Raw genomic sequence first — 17,189 nt, forward strand, 5'->3', positions numbered from 1 at the left:
GGGCTCCCTCCTGAGTGATTAATTATGAGTCTTATTATAGAGGACGATTTGAAAATGAGCAAAATTCAATTCAATTTTATTTTATTCTTTTAGATTTTCTAATCAACTTTTTACAAATATAAAAAAACGAGCTCCTCTGCAGAGCTCGTTTTTAACCTATCCTCCAATATAAGACATTTCGATCTTTTTATCCACCGGCTTTCCATTTGCTCTGTCGATAGAGTATTGATCATCACGTTTTGTCCATATTTTTATTAGATAGGATATAATCTCTTCATCACTGGAATTGGATCTAAGCATCTTACGGATATCATATCCTGTTGATGCAAACAAACACGTAAATAATTTTCCGTCCGCAGAAAGTCTTACTCTTGTACAAGAACTGCAAAACGCCTCGGTTACAGAAGAAATGATTCCTATTTCTCCTGATCCGTCTTGATATCGGTAACGATCTGCTACCTCTCCGAAATAATCCGGATCAACCGGTTCAATTGGCATTTCATTTTGAATCTGATCCACGATATCTTTCTTTGAAACTACGGCATCCATATTCCAACCGTTATGGTTACCGACATCCATAAACTCAATAAAACGGAGGGTATCCCCAGTTCTTTTGAAATAGCGGGCCATCGGAAGGATTTGGCTTTCATTCATTCCTTTTTTCACGACCATATTTATCTTTATCGATAGTCCGGCATCTCTTGCAGCTTCAATCCCTCTTAATACTGGCCTTGTTTTAATGCCGCGCCCATTTGTTTCCTGAAAGACTTCATCTTCAATTGCATCAAGACTGATGTTAACCCGGTCAAGACCAGCCTTTTTCAATTTTTCAGCCTGTTTTACGAGAAAGACAGCATTTGTTGTAATGGCGACATCGTGAATACCATCTATCTGTTTAATCCGATATACTAGCTCATCCATATTCTTTCTCATAAGCGGCTCACCGCCAGTTAAACGAACTTTCTCTGTCCCAAATCTCGCAAATATTTCTACCATCCTCACGATTTCATCAAAACTGAGAAGTTCGCTTTGAGGCATGAACGCATAATCATCTCCAAATACTTCCTTCGGCATACAGTATGTGCAGCGGAAATTGCATTGATCAATGACGGAAATTCGCAGATCTTTCATCGGGCGGTCATACTTATCTAGTACATAATCTGCCACTAGTTACCCTCCTATATATTATGAGCTGATAAAAAAGTCATCAGCCCCCTGGTCTCCTTCTAATAGAACAGCCTGGACTTTGTCACCCTTTTTGTAACCTCTCGTACCCCCGCGTAGAATTATAAACAAGTTCGTACGTGAAAGTGATGTAACGACTCCTGATTTATCCATCCCTGCAGGATATACTGTTACCTGGCTGCCCTCGTATTCTATATACCCTCTCATAAATCTATTAAAAGGGTTAGGTTTCATTATATCACGGCCGAGCACTGCATCGACCACTTTATGATAAGGCGTACGGTTCCCAACAATTTTCTGAATAAAAGGATAAGCAAACAGCTCAAATCCAACATAGCAGGCTGATGGATTACCTGAGAGACCGAAGAGCGCCTGTCCGTCCAAATCAGCAACAGTTGTCACGCTTCCCGGACGCATTGCGACCTTATTGAAAAGGACTTTTGCGCCAAGTTTATCATAAACCTCAGGCATTAAATCATAATCTCCTACAGATACTCCGCCTGTTGTAATAAGAATGTCTACTTCCTTTAGAGCAGCTGAAATTGACTTATAACAAGTGTCAAAGTCGTCAGCCAGCTTGCCATAGTACACGGGAGTCGCCCCACTTTTTTCGATTTGCGCTAAAATCATATAAGCATTTGAATTTCTTATTTTTCCAGGCTCGAGAGGCTCGTGGACTTCAAGCAGCTCAGTCCCTGTTGCGAATACCCCTACTTTCGGCTGGCTGTATACTTTTACCTCATGATAACCAAAGGTAGCGAGAAGAGCCTGTATTCCCGGGTTAATCTTAGAACCCCTGCTGACAAGCAGTTCTCCTTCATTTGTTTCTGATCCTTTCTCCATTATGTTCTGACCTTCATCCATCTTTCTTTTGATTCTCATATATGTCCTGCCGCTCTCCTGATGAGTTTGACAGATTTCAAACATTGCAACACAAGTAGCCCCCTGGGGGATTTCTGCCCCTGTCATAATGCGGACCGCTTCTCCTGATTCTATTGGTCTTGAGGCTCTTTGGCCGGCACCAATTTCCTCGATCACTCGAAATTGAACTGGATTCTCCCGTGACGCTTCTTCTGTATCTAACGCTTTAAAGGCAAAGCCATCATAAGGAGATTTCGGAAACGGCGGAATTGGATGTGTTGACTTAAGATCCTCTGCTAATATACGGTTGAAACTATTTGGAATAGAGACGGTGGCCGTCATCTGATTATGCTCGTTAATCTCCATAACGCGAGATATTGCCTCGGTTACAGGTATCGGAGTTCTATGTAGTGTCAAAGGGCTCCCCTTCTTTCTGTATTTTATCCCCATTGTATTGACCATAACGAATAAAAGGAAAAAATTCAAAAATAATGCCGAAAATTAGAAAACCCCCGGCTTAATCTGCCGCGGGTTTTCTAATAGAGATAGCGATAAAACGCTTTTCGGTTAAGAAGCTGTTCCTTCATTTCTTTCTGCGTCTTCTCAATATTTCCGTTTAAATGGTTTCTATCAATTGAAATATGGACCGCAAATGAGAAAAAATGAATGGTCATAACATATCGTCCTTTCTGCAGCTAAAAAAGCTACAGGATTACAATATGCAGAGCTACAGATCCATATGTGTGCGAATCAATTAATTTATCCATTGTCGTAATAGTCTGAAATTTTTTCATCTAAACGGCTTAAAATTTTGATAGCAATATCTTGTTCCATTTCTTTGTAATGATGAAGCCCGCCAGGCTGTTCATCCATACGGTCTGCTTCTTCAATCACTGCCTGAAGAGGTGTTCGCTTCCCTTCTAACGAAAAAGGGAGATAGCTGTCCGTATGCAGCAGTACAGCAACCGCCACTTCTTTGGCTGCCAGCCGGTCTTCTCCAAGTCTTATTAGCAATTTATGAGCACGTTCCGCCCCTTTTATTGCATGGATGTCATGACGACGATACTCCTCATAATCCCACTTACCGTCGCGATACCATTCATAGTGGCCCATGTCATGCAAAAGCGCAGACTTTGCAGCTAGTTCAGGACACACGGAATTTTGAATAGCCAGTTCATAAGCATTAGCAGCTACTGTAACCGCATGATTGATGCCTGAGCGGGCCAAGTATTTCTGTGTGATCCGATGTTTAAATATTTTCACTAATGATACACGCATCTTACCACCTCTTTTCAAAAAATATATCATTACAAGGGAGAAGGCTCAAGTTTGCTGCTATTGTCGCTTAAAAGGTTTGGAAACTTGTCTATTAAGGGAAGTTCATAAAAAGAACGGGAGGGGTTTATCTTGAATTTTATAAACGATACCGTACTAATTACAGGAGCAAGCCATGGAATCGGTAGACAATTAGCAAAATCTTATGCTGCTCGGGGAGCCGAAGTTATCCTCACTGACATTGATGCAGAGCATGGAAGACAATTGCTGGGCGAGCTACGCCAGGAAGGTGCTAACGCCTTCTTTTATAAGTGCGACGTCAGCAGCACTGAAGAAATTAACCAATTAATCAGACAAATAAAAGATACTCACAAGGTGACCATTTTAATCAATAATGCTGGTATCAGTAAATTTAAGCCGCTTTATGAATTGACAGTGGAGGAATTTGATCATGTCATCCAAACGAATTTGAGAAGTGTACTTCTATTCTCTAAAAGTCTGGCTGCTCTTTGGAAAGAGAATAATACTCCAGGGAGAATCGTTAACATTGCCTCAACACGGGCTTATATGTCTGAAGCGGATTCTGAAGCTTATGCTGCCAGCAAAGGCGGAATTGTCAGTTTAACCCACGCCCTTGCAGCATCTCTATCTATTAATAATATTCGTGTTAACTCGGTCAGCCCTGGATGGATAGCAACGGAAAATTACGAAAACCTGCGTCCAGAAGATCATAAACAGCATTTTTCTAATAGAGTCGGCACCCCTGAAGATGTAGCGAAAGCTTGTTTTTATTTAACAGATAAAGAAAATGATTTTGTAACCGGAGAAGACATTACTGTTGATGGCGGCATGACACGTAAAATGATTTATCACCATTAGCTTTTTCTTATTGTTTAACAGGCGGCATTTATGGGAAGGGGTTTATAGCTAAAAATTATGGAGGTGAGGAAAGTTGCAGCAATTGTCTTCATTTCATATTACATTTAAAAAACCGCTGTCAGCTAACCAGATTCTTAAAATTAATAAACAAGCAGTCAAATCTGAACGTCACATTTATTTTCATCAAAATCATTTAATTGCCGATGCCAGCCATCTTACAAAACTGCTATCTTTTTTTCTTTTTTCAAGCACAAATGAGCCAACCCTATTAATTATTGATGGTGTGGATACCCCTGGTGGACTCCAGGATGTTAGAAGTGCCTGCGGAGACTGTATTGACGAAGTAAGTGAACGTTCAACTTACAAGGAAGGCCAAATCACTCCAGATACATCTATTTCCATATAAACAATTATATATTATTGCTTGAAGTCCGTTTTACCGCGGGCTTTTTTATCTGTATATTCATATGTAAGCAATAAAAGATACTAGCATAGAGGAGGGTATCCTTTTGTTTGACTTAGCTATAATAGGAGCAGGACCTGCCGGTGCAAGTGCTGCATTGTTCGCAGGGAAAGCTGGAAAAAATGTTGTCTTTTTTGATCATGGGAAAAGCATTACCTCTAAAGCCTGGGTCGAGAATCATTATGGGGTTGAAGGAGTGAAAGGACCTGATTTGTTAAATACTGGACAGAAGCAGGCGATTGATCATGGAGCGCAGCTTATAAAATCTGAAGTTTCTTCCATTGAGGAAATGGAGAGCGGATATGCTCTCCAATGTGAAGAAGGAAAATATGAAGCCAGTCATGTTTTATTTGCGACAGGAATGTCTACTAAACTGGCTGACTCTTTCGGACTGAACATTGTAGAAGGCAGAGAACCTCGTGTAGCTAAAGTAATTGCCATTAAAGAGGACGGCCGTACTGAGAAACAAGGAATATGGGCAGCAGGTACAGCAGCCGGGGCAAGTGTTCATACTATCATTACAGCAGGTGATGGTGCACGAGTTGCAATAAATATTATTAGTGAATTGAACGGTCAGCGTTATGTAGATCACGATATTTTAAAATAAATAAAAAAGCTTGCAGACTATACCTGCAAGCTTTTTTTCCGGTTTAATCGAACCATCCTTTTGATTTAAACCATACGTACATGCTGACAGCCATGATAATCATAATAAACCAAACGATAAAATATCCATACTGTGTTTCAAGTTCAGGCATATTGATAAAGTTCATCCCATACACCCCTGCAATAAATGTCAGCGGCATAAAAATTACAGAGATTACCGTGAGAATCTGCATTGTCCGATTGGTTTGGTGAGAATTCAACGATAAATAGCTGTCTCTGATATCCTGGGTCATTTCCCTGTTTGATGCAATCATTTCAGTAACTTTCAGGAGATGATCGTAAATGTCGGCAAAGTATTCTTTCCGCTCTTTTACCCCCTCTAGATGATGCGTGTTTAAGAGCCTGTACAAAAGGTCCCTCATTGGATGGACCGTCTGCCTGATTCTTAATAATTCAGCACGCCTGTCAAACAACTCATCGAGAAGCTGTTCCATCGACAAGTCTTGCGTGTTTTCTTCAATTTGATTAATATGGTCTTCGATTTCATAAACAATGGGAAAGTAACCATCCACTACCTTATCGAGCAGTTCATAAAAAATATAATACTCATCCAAATCAGGCGATTTTGTCCGCACTATTGCTGATTCCACATGATCAATTACTTCAGACGGTTCTTTATGATAAGTCACTACATACCCGTCACCTAGAAAAAGGTTTTGTTCCTTTTTTTTCAAGGTTTTAGGGTCTATTGCATGAAAGACGAAAAACGTATGATCCTCATAGTAATCCAGCTTTGGCCGCTGAAGCTCATGCAGGCAGTCTTCGATTGCCAGGGGGTGAAAGTTAAAAAAAGTTTCTAAGTATTTGACTTCTTCGCCTGACGGACTTCCAAAATCCACCCAGTACCAGTCGAAGGACTTTCCGGCTAATTCTTCTATGCTCTCTACCTTCTCTATACCGTTTTGCTCTGTAGCACCATAGATTCTAAGCAATTCTTTATCACCTCTCTACTTCTTTCATATAATTACCCTGCAAAATTCTTCTAAAACGTTCGAAAGATAGAAAGCTGTGATAGTATAAAAATTAACAAACACTGGAGGTGGGTGTGAATGACCGCAAACGATATATGGCTGACGGGAAATCGTGTAACACTAAGAAGTATTCAGGAAGAAGATATCCCTAAGCTTTGGGAAATGATATATAAACCTAAAAATCCCGAATGGAAAAAGTGGGATGCCCCTTATTATCCATTAGAGCCTCATACCTTAGATACTTACCGAAGTCATGAAAACGCGAGAAAAGAACGGCTAAAAGAGACGGATCCCGATTCCCGATTAATCATTGAAGCGGACGGCAAAATTGTTGGTACGGTCTCCTACTACTGGGAACACAAGGCTTCCCTCTGGCTCGAAGTCGGTATCAGCATTTATTCAGAAGATCACTGGGGAGACGGCTATGGCTTTGAAGCACTTACATTGTGGATTGATCATTTGTTTCACGTTCTCCCATTAGTAAGAGTAGGATTAACTACCTGGTCTAAAAATAAACGTATGATGAGAGTTGGCGAAAAGCTCGGCATGAAGCTGGAGGGCCGCATGAGAAAATGCAGAATTTATGAAGGTAAATATTATGATTCCATACGAATGGGAATTTTAAGAGAAGAATGGCAGATAAAAAATAAAGAAACGCTACTTAAAAAGGGATCCTACCAATAAGGCAGAATCCCTTTTTTATTTAATAAAGTTAAGATAACTGGTCTGTGAGCGGTGGAACAATTTGCTTTTTACGGGAAACGACTCCTTTAAGCACAGCCTGGCTGTCCTCCACTTTTACACTGAACGCTTCAGATACAGCATTTTCTTTTTTGCCGGCTGTAAGCGCCGTAGAGTCATTCGTCAGAATATCAGTGATTACAAAAACAAATAGGTCTAGTCCGCGGTTCGATACTGTATTTTCGATAGCGTTTAAAATCTCTGATTTACGTTCAAGCACTTCATCAGTATCTACTGTATTCACCTGCGCTATAACTACTTTTGAATCACCCATACTGAACTCTTTAGCATCAAGGGTTAGAAGTTCTTCCGCAGATTTCCCGCTGATATCTGCTCCTGCTTTCAGCATTTCCAAGCCGTAAGCTTCAGCATCTACCTCGGCAATCTTAGCTAACTCTTCGGCTGCCTGAGTATCTTCGTCCGTGCAAGTCGGTGACTTAAATAATAAAGAATCGGAAATGATAGATGATAACATCAGGCCAGCTAAAGGCTTTGAAATCTCCTGATTATTTTCTTTATACATTTTCTTAAGAATTGTTGCTGTGCAGCCAACAGGCTCTGCACGGTAATAAAGCGGTCCGCTCGTTTCAAAGTTGGCAATACGGTGATGGTCAATAACCTCTGTTACCTGTACATCTTCAATATCGTCAGCACTCTGCTGGCGTTCATTATGGTCCACAAGAATGACTTGGTCAACTTCTGTTGCTACCTTTTCTACAAATCTAGGGGCTTCCACATTAAAATAATCCAGCGCATATTGTGTTTCGCTGCTGACTTCACCGAGGCGGACTGCCTCAGCCTCTTCGCCAAGCTTATTTTTGAGATCAGCATATACAACCGCTGAACAAATAGTGTCTGTATCAGGATTCTTATGCCCGAATACTAACTTTTTAGCCATAGATATTCTCTCCTTTTTACTGATATGTATTGGACTTCAGTACCGATTATAAGGGATAACCGCCAGTACGTCTATGAAGTCCTAGTTTAATATAGACTATTTTTGGAAATAGTCTTGTATTCGAAATAAAAGGATGGGATAAAATGAAAGCTGTAACATACCAGGGAAAAGAAAATATAGTCGTGAAAGACGTAGAAGCACCTTCCATACAAATGAATGACGATATGATTGTCCGTATTACGGCCAGCGGTGTCTGCGGTTCTGACCTGCATTTGTACAAAGGGGGACTAGAACCTGAGCAGGAAGATTACATTATCGGACACGAACCGATGGGAATTGTTGAAGAGACTGGTCCTGACGTGAAAAACTTAAAAAAAGGAGACCGTGTTGTTATTCCTTTTAATATCGGTTGTGGAGAATGCTTTTTCTGCAGCAATCAAATGGAAAGCCAGTGTGATAACTCAAACCCACATAGTGACGCAGGCGGTTTATTCGGTTTCACAGAACCATTTGGTGGATATCCAGGTGGCCAGGCAGAATATTTGAGAGTTCCATACGCTGATTTCACTTCATTTAAAGTTCCGGAATCCAGTGAGCTTGAAGATGAAAGTGTTCTCTTTCTATCTGATGTAATTCCTACCGCTTACTGGAGTGTAGAACACAGCGGAGTAAAAGAAGGAGATACGGTAATCATCTTAGGCAGCGGCCCAATCGGTCTGATGGCTCAGAAATTCGCATGGAAGAAAGGTGCTAAACGGGTAATCGCTGTTGACCAGGTAGAACACCGTCTAGAACATGGGAAGAAAACAAACAATGTGGAGACATACAACTTTAAAAATACACAAGAAATCGGTTCTGTTCTTCATGAAGAAACCAACGGTGGAGCTGATGTCGTTATAGACTGTGTAGGTATGGACGGTACAGTTTCTCCCGGTGAAAAATTCGGCTCTGAACATGATAATCAGTTTGGAACAATCAGTCCGATTATTACTGCTTCACAGTCTGTTCGTAAGTTTGGAATTGTCCAGCTGACAGGAGTGTATGGTACAGAAGCCAACGGTTTTCCAATCGGTGATTTCTTCAGTCGAAATGTTTCGCTAAAAATGGGACAAGCTCCGGTTATTCATTTAATGCCGAAGCTTTACGATATGATTGAAAATCAGGAATTTGATCCAACCGACATTATTACACATCCACTTTCTTTGGAAGATGCTGCACGAGGTTATGATATTTTTGATAAGAAAGAAGATGGTAATATTAAAGTGATTTTGAAACCATAATGATATGAACCCTAAAAACATCGGAGGAATTTGCTCCGGTTTTTTTTTGTATTGATCATCTCCCGTAGCTTATTTCATTTTTGAAGAGTAAGGACTGGTCTCTTTACGGACAAAAAGAAATCATGAAAATTACTCGCTTTTAAGCAGGTAGCCGGTGAGCTAGCTCGTTGCACTAGCGGATCTCACCTGAGTTCTATCTTCCTGCAAGAGGCTCACCATTTCCGTGTCTCTTTCTTACTTATGAAGAGAATAAGCTGTTCCGTTTACTGTATAAAATGACTCGCTTTCCGTGGGGAGCCGGTGAGCTAGCTCACACTCGCGGATTTCACCTTGGCTCATCTCCCTGCAGGAGTCTCCCCATTTCCCTTGGTGACCTTCCTTCTATGAAGGAGAATGGCTGTTCCGTTTACTGGAATAAGAGAAAAGCGGCTGGGAAATAGCTCGCTTTCCGCGGGGAGCCGGTGAGCTAGCTCGTTACACTCGCGGATCTCACCCTGGCTCAATCTCCCTGCAGGAGTCTCGCCATTTCCCAGCCTCTTTAAATTTTATAGTTCAAACGGAACGCTATAATATCAATAAGCCCTCTCATGGGATCGATCCTCTCTTCTTAAATGTTCCGTTACTCAAAAGAACGTAAAGGGCCGGGGGAAACGGCGAGACTCCTATGGGAGGATAGAACAGGGTGAGATCCCGGAGGGCGAAAAGCCCGAGGAAGCTCACCGTTCGCCCATGGAAAGCGAGTTGTTTCCCCTGGCCCGCCTCTCTTTATCAAGGGAAACGGAACAAGGGAATTCACTTCAACTTTCCATCGTATTTGTCCTCACTATTCCACTGTTCAGTTACTCTAAAAAACATAAAGGGCCCGGGGAAACGACGAGACTCCTATGGGAGGATAGAACAGGGTGAGATCCCGGAGGGCGAAAAGCCCGAGGAAGCTTACTGTGCGCCTATGGAAAGCTAGTCTTTCCCCAGGCTCGATCTCAATATTCAGGTAAACGGAACTTTCTACCCTTTAAGAAATACACTCCTTGGGAAACAGCAAGAAACAAAATATCTTTAATAGTTCGTTTCTTTACTTAATCTGGCGGAATGAAACAATCACCTCACCGCTCAGTGGCCGCAGTTCCACCTCTACTTTTTTATTTGATAATGGTGGGGTTCTACTCAAAAGTAATCTTCCTGAATAAAAAGACACCGGATGATGCATCCGGTGTCTTTCCCATTTATTCCAATTCCTGAAATACATTTTTCACTTTTTCCACGACATAGGAACTTCCCTCTTCAACATCTTCAATCATCATAGAAACAAGCAGATCTTCTTCTTCTCTGTCCCACCCGACGAACCAGCCATTTTCCTGGGCATTTTCATCCTCGAGTGATTTTTTTAGTTCTGCGGTTCCTGTTTTGCCTGCCAATTGGATACCTTCAATTTGGGGTTGATGGGCAGAGCCTGCCGGATCATCGACAACTGCGGTTAAGTCCTGGCGAATAATAGACGCAGTTTCTTCGCTGACTACATTTTCATGCCAGGCTTTACCTTGTTCCTGATCTGTAAATAATACTGGCTCTAACAATGTACCGTTTGTAATAAAAGGTGTATACGTAAGGGCCACATGAAGCGAACTCATTTGAACCTGTCCCTGCCCATAGCCTGTGTCTGCGAGCAGAATTTCCTGCTCCTTGCCAAAAGACTCATCGTTTAAGATTTGTGAACTGCTGATTGGATAAGGAAAAGGAATCTCTTCACCGAATCCAAAATCGGCAGCTTTCTCTAAAAATGTCTCACCGCCGATATTAAGAATCGTGCGGGCAAAGTAGATATTATCTGAACGAACGAGGGCATCTTTTAAGGTGACAGATTTATCTTTATTTGCTCCATCCACTCTAGTAACCGAGTAATCCCCCCACCCATCTTGTGTATATTTCTTCTCTGGAATAGTCATTTCTTCTTCAGGATTAATATCTCCTGATTCTAATCCAATCGCTGCTGTTATAGGCTTAAAGGTAGAGCCTGGGGAATAGTTGGCTGTGAATTTATTTGTCAGCGGACGCTGGTCGTTTTCCTGCAGTTCTTTTCTACGCTCATTACTCATACCTAAAATAAATTCGTTAGGATCATAAGCCGGTGAGCTTACTAGTGCGCTTACCTGTCCTGTAGTCGGGTTAATGGCTGCAGCCGATCCGGAATCTTCGCTCATTTCATCATATATCTCACTCTGCACGTCTGCATCTATTGTAAGGTTAAAATCCTTTCCTGCTTTTGGCTCTCTTTCAGCAAGGACTGCTTTTTCATTTCCATCCGCACTGTTAATGACAACCTGGCCCCCATGTTGTCCACGCAAATCTTCTTCCAATACACTTTCAAGACCAGTTTGTCCTATCAAGGATGATGCTGAGTACCCCTTCCCTTCTAATTCTTCCAGCTGCTCCGCTGTTACAGATCCAACATATCCAGTCAGATGAGCAGCTGCTTCACCCAGCGGGTATACTCTAGCATTTTTATCCTGTAACTGGCTGCCGCTTAAATCCCTGATGGCTTCAATTTTTTCTTCATCGTCATCCGCAACAGAAGCAAGAGGTACGTATGAATTTTCCTGAACCCATGACTGATTAAGCTGATCATCTATATACTCAACAGATATGTTCAGCTCGTCTGCTAACGTTTCTTTCACTTCAGCTGCTTGATCGGTATCTTCAGGCATTCTTTCCGGCACTAAACCTACCTGTTGGACAACACCGTTAACCGCTAATTCATCTCCATTTATATCAAATATTTCTCCTCTTTCCGCATTCAGCGTCTGAGCTCTGACTTTATCACCTTCGGCCATCTGAGAAAAAATCATTGATGAATCCCATCGTACAGCCCAATGATCACCATCCTCTGATTCTTCAAATACAAACTCAGCTTCATTCTCATCGTTAATTTCTCCACCCAGTGAATTCATTTTCAGCTGATAACTTAATGAAGGCTGATCCTCTTTATCAAAATCCTGATCTTCTGGTGTTTCATATGTAACTTCCAAATCACTCATCTGAATTCCATCGTATATTGTTGTATACCTTTCTACAAACTCTTCTTCACTTAGGACCTCTTTAGAACTCTCACTAAGAAAACTATACATTTCCTTATAATCTTGATTCTCCCAGGCTTCTGTATATTGTTTCAAAACTGACTCCGGATCCGGCTTATCTGAACAACCGGTAATAACTGCCAGTAGGACAGCTCCTAAAATAATACTTACACGCTTCATTTTCACCTCTCCTATATTTCAGAATCCATTATCCTATCATTAGGACCGTTTGCCTAGAATTATATCAAAAAATTACTGAAAAGCAGAAAAAATCGGCTTCTTCTATCCGGGCAGGTTTTTCTCAATAAATGAGCATAAGTGACCCACCGTTGGAAAATGTTCAAATTCTTTACCCATTGGATAGTCTTTAGCTGGATTGATTTGAATATTCCAATATTCTGTCAGCTCAGAAAATGTCTTAGCAAACAAGTTGCCGTTTCCTGCAAAGATTTCATTCAAGTCAGCTGTTGTACTTAAGTAATCTCCGGGCGGATTATATTCGGAAGAACGGTGTTTGAGGATATATTTGACTGTAGTTAAATAGATTTCATAAACCCTGTTTTTCTGGCTCATTTGCTTTAAGTTTTTTCTGGATTTATAGCTTCTGAAATCAAATACCTCTGTCATCTTATTCCTCCCTTTTCTTACTTAAATAACTATTTCTACAGTTATCGACATTATCCTCTTTAAGATATATTTATTTTCAATATCTTTCCTCCTTAAGCATTGCAGACGCTATTTATTTATAAGGTATGTTATTCTATCTACAAAATTAAAGTATGGAGGAAGAATATGAATTCAACTATTGCTACCATTTTGAACCATAGAAGTATTCGAAAATTCAAAGATACTAAACTGACAGAAGAGCAGATTCATACTATTATAAATGCGGCTCAGCAAGCTTCCACTTCCAGCTACATGATGGCTTATACAATTATCGGAGTAACAGATGAGAAGAAAAAAGAAGCATTAGCTCAAGTAAGCGGACAGCCCTACGTAANAAAAGCCCGAGGAAGCTCACCGTTCGCCCATGGAAAGCGAGTTGTTTCCCCTGGCCCGCCTCTCTTTATCAAGGGAAACGGAACAAGGGAATTCACTTCAACTTTCCATCGTATTTGTCCTCACTATTCCACTGTTCAGTTACTCTAAAAAACATAAAGGGCCCGGGGAAACGACGAGACTCCTATGGGAGGATAGAACAGGGTGAGATCCCGGAGGGCGAAAAGCCCGAGGAAGCTTACTGTGCGCCTATGGAAAGCTAGTCTTTCCCCAGGCTCGATCTCAATATTCAGGTAAACGGAACTTTCTACCCTTTAAGAAATACACTCCTTGGGAAACAGCAAGAAACAAAATATCTTTAATAGTTCGTTTCTTTACTTAATCTGGCGGAATGAAACAATCACCTCACCGCTCAGTGGCCGCAGTTCCACCTCTACTTTTTTATTTGATAATGGTGGGGTTCTACTCAAAAGTAATCTTCCTGAATAAAAAGACACCGGATGATGCATCCGGTGTCTTTCCCATTTATTCCAATTCCTGAAATACATTTTTCACTTTTTCCACGACATAGGAACTTCCCTCTTCAACATCTTCAATCATCATAGAAACAAGCAGATCTTCTTCTTCTCTGTCCCACCCGACGAACCAGCCATTTTCCTGGGCATTTTCATCCTCGAGTGATTTTTTTAGTTCTGCGGTTCCTGTTTTGCCTGCCAATTGGATACCTTCAATTTGGGGTTGATGGGCAGAGCCTGCCGGATCATCGACAACTGCGGTTAAGTCCTGGCGAATAATAGACGCAGTTTCTTCGCTGACTACATTTTCATGCCAGGCTTTACCTTGTTCCTGATCTGTAAATAATACTGGCTCTAACAATGTACCGTTTGTAATAAAAGGTGTATACGTAAGGGCCACATGAAGCGAACTCATTTGAACCTGTCCCTGCCCATAGCCTGTGTCTGCGAGCAGAATTTCCTGCTCCTTGCCAAAAGACTCATCGTTTAAGATTTGTGAACTGCTGATTGGATAAGGAAAAGGAATCTCTTCACCGAATCCAAAATCGGCAGCTTTCTCTAAAAATGTCTCACCGCCGATATTAAGAATCGTGCGGGCAAAGTAGATATTATCTGAACGAACGAGGGCATCTTTTAAGGTGACAGATTTATCTTTATTTGCTCCATCCACTCTAGTAACCGAGTAATCCCCCCACCCATCTTGTGTATATTTCTTCTCTGGAATAGTCATTTCTTCTTCAGGATTAATATCTCCTGATTCTAATCCAATCGCTGCTGTTATAGGCTTAAAGGTAGAGCCTGGGGAATAGTTGGCTGTGAATTTATTTGTCAGCGGACGCTGGTCGTTTTCCTGCAGTTCTTTTCTACGCTCATTACTCATACCTAAAATAAATTCGTTAGGATCATAAGCCGGTGAGCTTACTAGTGCGCTTACCTGTCCTGTAGTCGGGTTAATGGCTGCAGCCGATCCGGAATCTTCGCTCATTTCATCATATATCTCACTCTGCACGTCTGCATCTATTGTAAGGTTAAAATCCTTTCCTGCTTTTGGCTCTCTTTCAGCAAGGACTGCTTTTTCATTTCCATCCGCACTGTTAATGACAACCTGGCCCCCATGTTGTCCACGCAAATCTTCTTCCAATACACTTTCAAGACCAGTTTGTCCTATCAAGGATGATGCTGAGTACCCCTTCCCTTCTAATTCTTCCAGCTGCTCCGCTGTTACAGATCCAACATATCCAGTCAGATGAGCAGCTGCTTCACCCAGCGGGTATACTCTAGCATTTTTATCCTGTAACTGGCTGCCGCTTAAATCCCTGATGGCTTCAATTTTTTCTTCATCGTCATCCGCAACAGAAGCAAGAGGTACGTATGAATTTTCCTGAACCCATGACTGATTAAGCTGATCATCTATATACTCAACAGATATGTTCAGCTCGTCTGCTAACGTTTCTTTCACTTCAGCTGCTTGATCGGTATCTTCAGGCATTCTTTCCGGCACTAAACCTACCTGTTGGACAACACCGTTAACCGCTAATTCATCTCCATTTATATCAAATATTTCTCCTCTTTCCGCATTCAGCGTCTGAGCTCTGACTTTATCACCTTCGGCCATCTGAGAAAAAATCATTGATGAATCCCATCGTACAGCCCAATGATCACCATCCTCTGATTCTTCAAATACAAACTCAGCTTCATTCTCATCGTTAATTTCTCCACCCAGTGAATTCATTTTCAGCTGATAACTTAATGAAGGCTGATCCTCTTTATCAAAATCCTGATCTTCTGGTGTTTCATATGTAACTTCCAAATCACTCATCTGAATTCCATCGTATATTGTTGTATACCTTTCTACAAACTCTTCTTCACTTAGGACCTCTTTAGAACTCTCACTAAGAAAACTATACATTTCCTTATAATCTTGATTCTCCCAGGCTTCTGTATATTGTTTCAAAACTGACTCCGGATCCGGCTTATCTGAACAACCGGTAATAACTGCCAGTAGGACAGCTCCTAAAATAATACTTACACGCTTCATTTTCACCTCTCCTATATTTCAGAATCCATTATCCTATCATTAGGACCGTTTGCCTAGAATTATATCAAAAAATTACTGAAAAGCAGAAAAAATCGGCTTCTTCTATCCGGGCAGGTTTTTCTCAATAAATGAGCATAAGTGACCCACCGTTGGAAAATGTTCAAATTCTTTACCCATTGGATAGTCTTTAGCTGGATTGATTTGAATATTCCAATATTCTGTCAGCTCAGAAAATGTCTTAGCAAACAAGTTGCCGTTTCCTGCAAAGATTTCATTCAAGTCAGCTGTTGTACTTAAGTAATCTCCGGGCGGATTATATTCGGAAGAACGGTGTTTGAGGATATATTTGACTGTAGTTAAATAGATTTCATAAACCCTGTTTTTCTGGCTCATTTGCTTTAAGTTTTTTCTGGATTTATAGCTTCTGAAATCAAATACCTCTGTCATCTTATTCCTCCCTTTTCTTACTTAAATAACTATTTCTACAGTTATCGACATTATCCTCTTTAAGATATATTTATTTTCAATATCTTTCCTCCTTAAGCATTGCAGACGCTATTTATTTATAAGGTATGTTATTCTATCTACAAAATTAAAGTATGGAGGAAGAATATGAATTCAACTATTGCTACCATTTTGAACCATAGAAGTATTCGAAAATTCAAAGATACTAAACTGACAGAAGAGCAGATTCATACTATTATAAATGCGGCTCAGCAAGCTTCCACTTCCAGCTACATGATGGCTTATACAATTATCGGAGTAACAGATGAGAAGAAAAAAGAAGCATTAGCTCAAGTAAGCGGACAGCCCTACGTAAAAAACAACGGTCATTTACTTGTTTTTTGCGCTGACCTTCACCGACAGACACATTCAGCAGAAAATCTTGAAGATATGCAAGAGAACCTGGAAAACAGTGAACATTTTCTTGTATCTGCTATTGATGCAGCACTGGCTGCCCAGAATGCTGCCTTGGCTGCAGAATCAATGGGCCTGGGCATCTGCTATTTAGGCAGCTTAAGAAATAATTTGGCTAAAGTCGATAAGCTGCTTGCCTTGCCTCAGCATGTTATTCCACTGTTTGGCATGGCAATAGGGGAACCTGACCATCAACCCGAAATAAAACCCCGCCTTCCCCTTAAAGCTGTATATTTTGAAAACAAATATGAAGACCATGAAGATGCTATACGATCATTTGATGAACAAATTAAAGCATATTACCAGTCCCGTGCTTCTAATCAGCGAATAGACACGTGGACTGAACAAATGCATCGGCGGTTTTCTAATACAATACGCATGGATGTAACTGACCTCGTTCAGAAAAAAGGATACAACAAACGCTAAGAG

At 41.0% G+C, this 17,189-nt stretch carries 16 protein-coding genes and 1 pseudogene; 7 read left to right on the forward strand and 10 right to left on the reverse strand.

Annotation, left to right across the window (positions count from 1 at the left end; translation table 11 throughout):
- Positions 1 to 156: 156 nt before the first annotated feature.
- The 4 genes from moaA to B7E06_RS12795 form a co-directional block, all read right to left on the reverse strand.
- Positions 157 to 1,167 carry a GTP 3',8-cyclase MoaA gene (moaA, locus tag B7E06_RS12785; protein ID WP_082234363.1) on the reverse strand — a complete coding sequence of 337 codons (1,011 nt, stop codon included), beginning with the start codon at positions 1,165 to 1,167 and terminating at the stop codon, positions 157 to 159.
- An 18-nt stretch (positions 1,168 to 1,185) separates the two neighbouring features.
- The gene (locus B7E06_RS12790) at positions 1,186 to 2,463 is read right to left on the reverse strand and encodes a molybdopterin molybdotransferase MoeA (protein ID WP_143414493.1); all 1,278 of its coding nucleotides are present in this window, start codon (positions 2,461 to 2,463) and stop codon (positions 1,186 to 1,188) included.
- A gap of 119 nt (positions 2,464 to 2,582) precedes the next feature.
- Positions 2,583 to 2,720 (reverse strand): hypothetical protein, encoded by a 138-nt coding sequence (locus B7E06_RS21880; RefSeq protein WP_179134047.1) that lies wholly within the window; start codon positions 2,718 to 2,720, stop codon positions 2,583 to 2,585.
- Positions 2,721 to 2,805: 85 nt separating this feature from the next.
- Positions 2,806 to 3,324: an HD domain-containing protein gene (locus B7E06_RS12795; RefSeq protein WP_082234364.1), complete on the reverse strand. Its 519-nt coding sequence runs from the start codon at positions 3,322 to 3,324 to the stop codon at positions 2,806 to 2,808.
- A gap of 129 nt (positions 3,325 to 3,453) precedes the next feature.
- Here B7E06_RS12795 and B7E06_RS12800 point away from each other — a divergent pair, with 129 nt between their 5' ends.
- From B7E06_RS12800 to B7E06_RS12810, 3 genes are all read left to right on the forward strand, one after another.
- A complete protein-coding gene (locus B7E06_RS12800) occupies positions 3,454 to 4,200 on the forward strand; it encodes an SDR family NAD(P)-dependent oxidoreductase (RefSeq protein WP_082234365.1) in 747 nt (248 codons plus the stop codon).
- A 73-nt stretch (positions 4,201 to 4,273) separates the two neighbouring features.
- Positions 4,274 to 4,606 carry a hypothetical protein gene (locus B7E06_RS12805; protein ID WP_082234366.1) on the forward strand — a complete coding sequence of 111 codons (333 nt, stop codon included), beginning with the start codon at positions 4,274 to 4,276 and terminating at the stop codon, positions 4,604 to 4,606.
- Between the two features lie 103 nt (positions 4,607 to 4,709).
- On the forward strand, positions 4,710 to 5,270 hold the full coding sequence (locus B7E06_RS12810) for an FAD-dependent oxidoreductase (protein ID WP_082234367.1): 561 nt from the start codon (positions 4,710 to 4,712) through the stop codon (positions 5,268 to 5,270).
- 43 nt (positions 5,271 to 5,313) lie between these two features.
- Here B7E06_RS12810 and corA read toward each other — a convergent pair whose 3' ends face one another.
- Positions 5,314 to 6,261, reverse strand: coding sequence for a magnesium/cobalt transporter CorA (corA, locus tag B7E06_RS12815; protein WP_082234368.1), 948 nt, complete (start codon positions 6,259 to 6,261; stop codon positions 5,314 to 5,316).
- Between the two features lie 117 nt (positions 6,262 to 6,378).
- Between corA and B7E06_RS12820 the strand changes: the two genes are divergently transcribed.
- Positions 6,379 to 6,984 carry a GNAT family N-acetyltransferase gene (locus tag B7E06_RS12820; RefSeq protein WP_082234369.1) on the forward strand — a complete coding sequence of 202 codons (606 nt, stop codon included), beginning with the start codon at positions 6,379 to 6,381 and terminating at the stop codon, positions 6,982 to 6,984.
- 28 nt (positions 6,985 to 7,012) lie between these two features.
- On the opposite strand, the gene B7E06_RS12825 is transcribed toward B7E06_RS12820, so the two are convergent.
- Positions 7,013 to 7,939 carry a manganese-dependent inorganic pyrophosphatase gene (locus tag B7E06_RS12825; protein WP_082234370.1) on the reverse strand — a complete coding sequence of 309 codons (927 nt, stop codon included), beginning with the start codon at positions 7,937 to 7,939 and terminating at the stop codon, positions 7,013 to 7,015.
- Positions 7,940 to 8,082: 143 nt separating this feature from the next.
- Here B7E06_RS12825 and B7E06_RS12830 point away from each other — a divergent pair, with 143 nt between their 5' ends.
- Complete coding sequence (locus B7E06_RS12830) at positions 8,083 to 9,219, forward strand: zinc-dependent alcohol dehydrogenase (RefSeq protein ID WP_082234371.1); 1,137 nt, start codon at positions 8,083 to 8,085, stop codon at positions 9,217 to 9,219.
- Positions 9,220 to 10,442: 1,223 nt separating this feature from the next.
- On the opposite strand, the gene B7E06_RS12840 is transcribed toward B7E06_RS12830, so the two are convergent.
- Both B7E06_RS12840 and B7E06_RS12845 read right to left on the reverse strand, forming a co-directional pair.
- Positions 10,443 to 12,470 (reverse strand): penicillin-binding transpeptidase domain-containing protein, encoded by a 2,028-nt coding sequence (locus B7E06_RS12840; protein ID WP_082234373.1) that lies wholly within the window; start codon positions 12,468 to 12,470, stop codon positions 10,443 to 10,445.
- Positions 12,471 to 12,572: 102 nt separating this feature from the next.
- A complete protein-coding gene (locus B7E06_RS12845; protein WP_082234374.1) occupies positions 12,573 to 12,917 on the reverse strand; it encodes a hypothetical protein in 345 nt (114 codons plus the stop codon).
- Between the two features lie 165 nt (positions 12,918 to 13,082).
- Between B7E06_RS12845 and B7E06_RS22085 the strand changes: the two are divergent.
- Positions 13,083 to 13,289 (forward strand): annotated as a pseudogene (locus tag B7E06_RS22085) (nitroreductase family protein); the annotation flags it as partial.
- Positions 13,290 to 13,814: 525 nt separating this feature from the next.
- Here the strand turns inward: B7E06_RS22085 and B7E06_RS12855 are convergent.
- Both B7E06_RS12855 and B7E06_RS12860 read right to left on the reverse strand, forming a co-directional pair.
- Positions 13,815 to 15,842, reverse strand: coding sequence for a penicillin-binding transpeptidase domain-containing protein (locus B7E06_RS12855; RefSeq protein WP_082234373.1), 2,028 nt, complete (start codon positions 15,840 to 15,842; stop codon positions 13,815 to 13,817).
- A 102-nt stretch (positions 15,843 to 15,944) separates the two neighbouring features.
- Positions 15,945 to 16,289, reverse strand: a complete 345-nt coding sequence (locus B7E06_RS12860) for a hypothetical protein (RefSeq protein WP_082234374.1) — start codon at positions 16,287 to 16,289, stop codon at positions 15,945 to 15,947.
- A gap of 165 nt (positions 16,290 to 16,454) precedes the next feature.
- Between B7E06_RS12860 and nfsA the strand changes: the two genes are divergently transcribed.
- A complete protein-coding gene (gene nfsA / locus B7E06_RS12865; protein WP_082234376.1) occupies positions 16,455 to 17,186 on the forward strand; it encodes an oxygen-insensitive NADPH nitroreductase in 732 nt (243 codons plus the stop codon).
- Positions 17,187 to 17,189: the final 3 nt, after the last annotated feature.

The organism is Halobacillus massiliensis (assembly GCF_900166625.1).
In the GTDB taxonomy this organism is placed as follows: domain Bacteria; phylum Bacillota; class Bacilli; order Bacillales; family Halobacillaceae; genus Halobacillus_A; species Halobacillus_A massiliensis.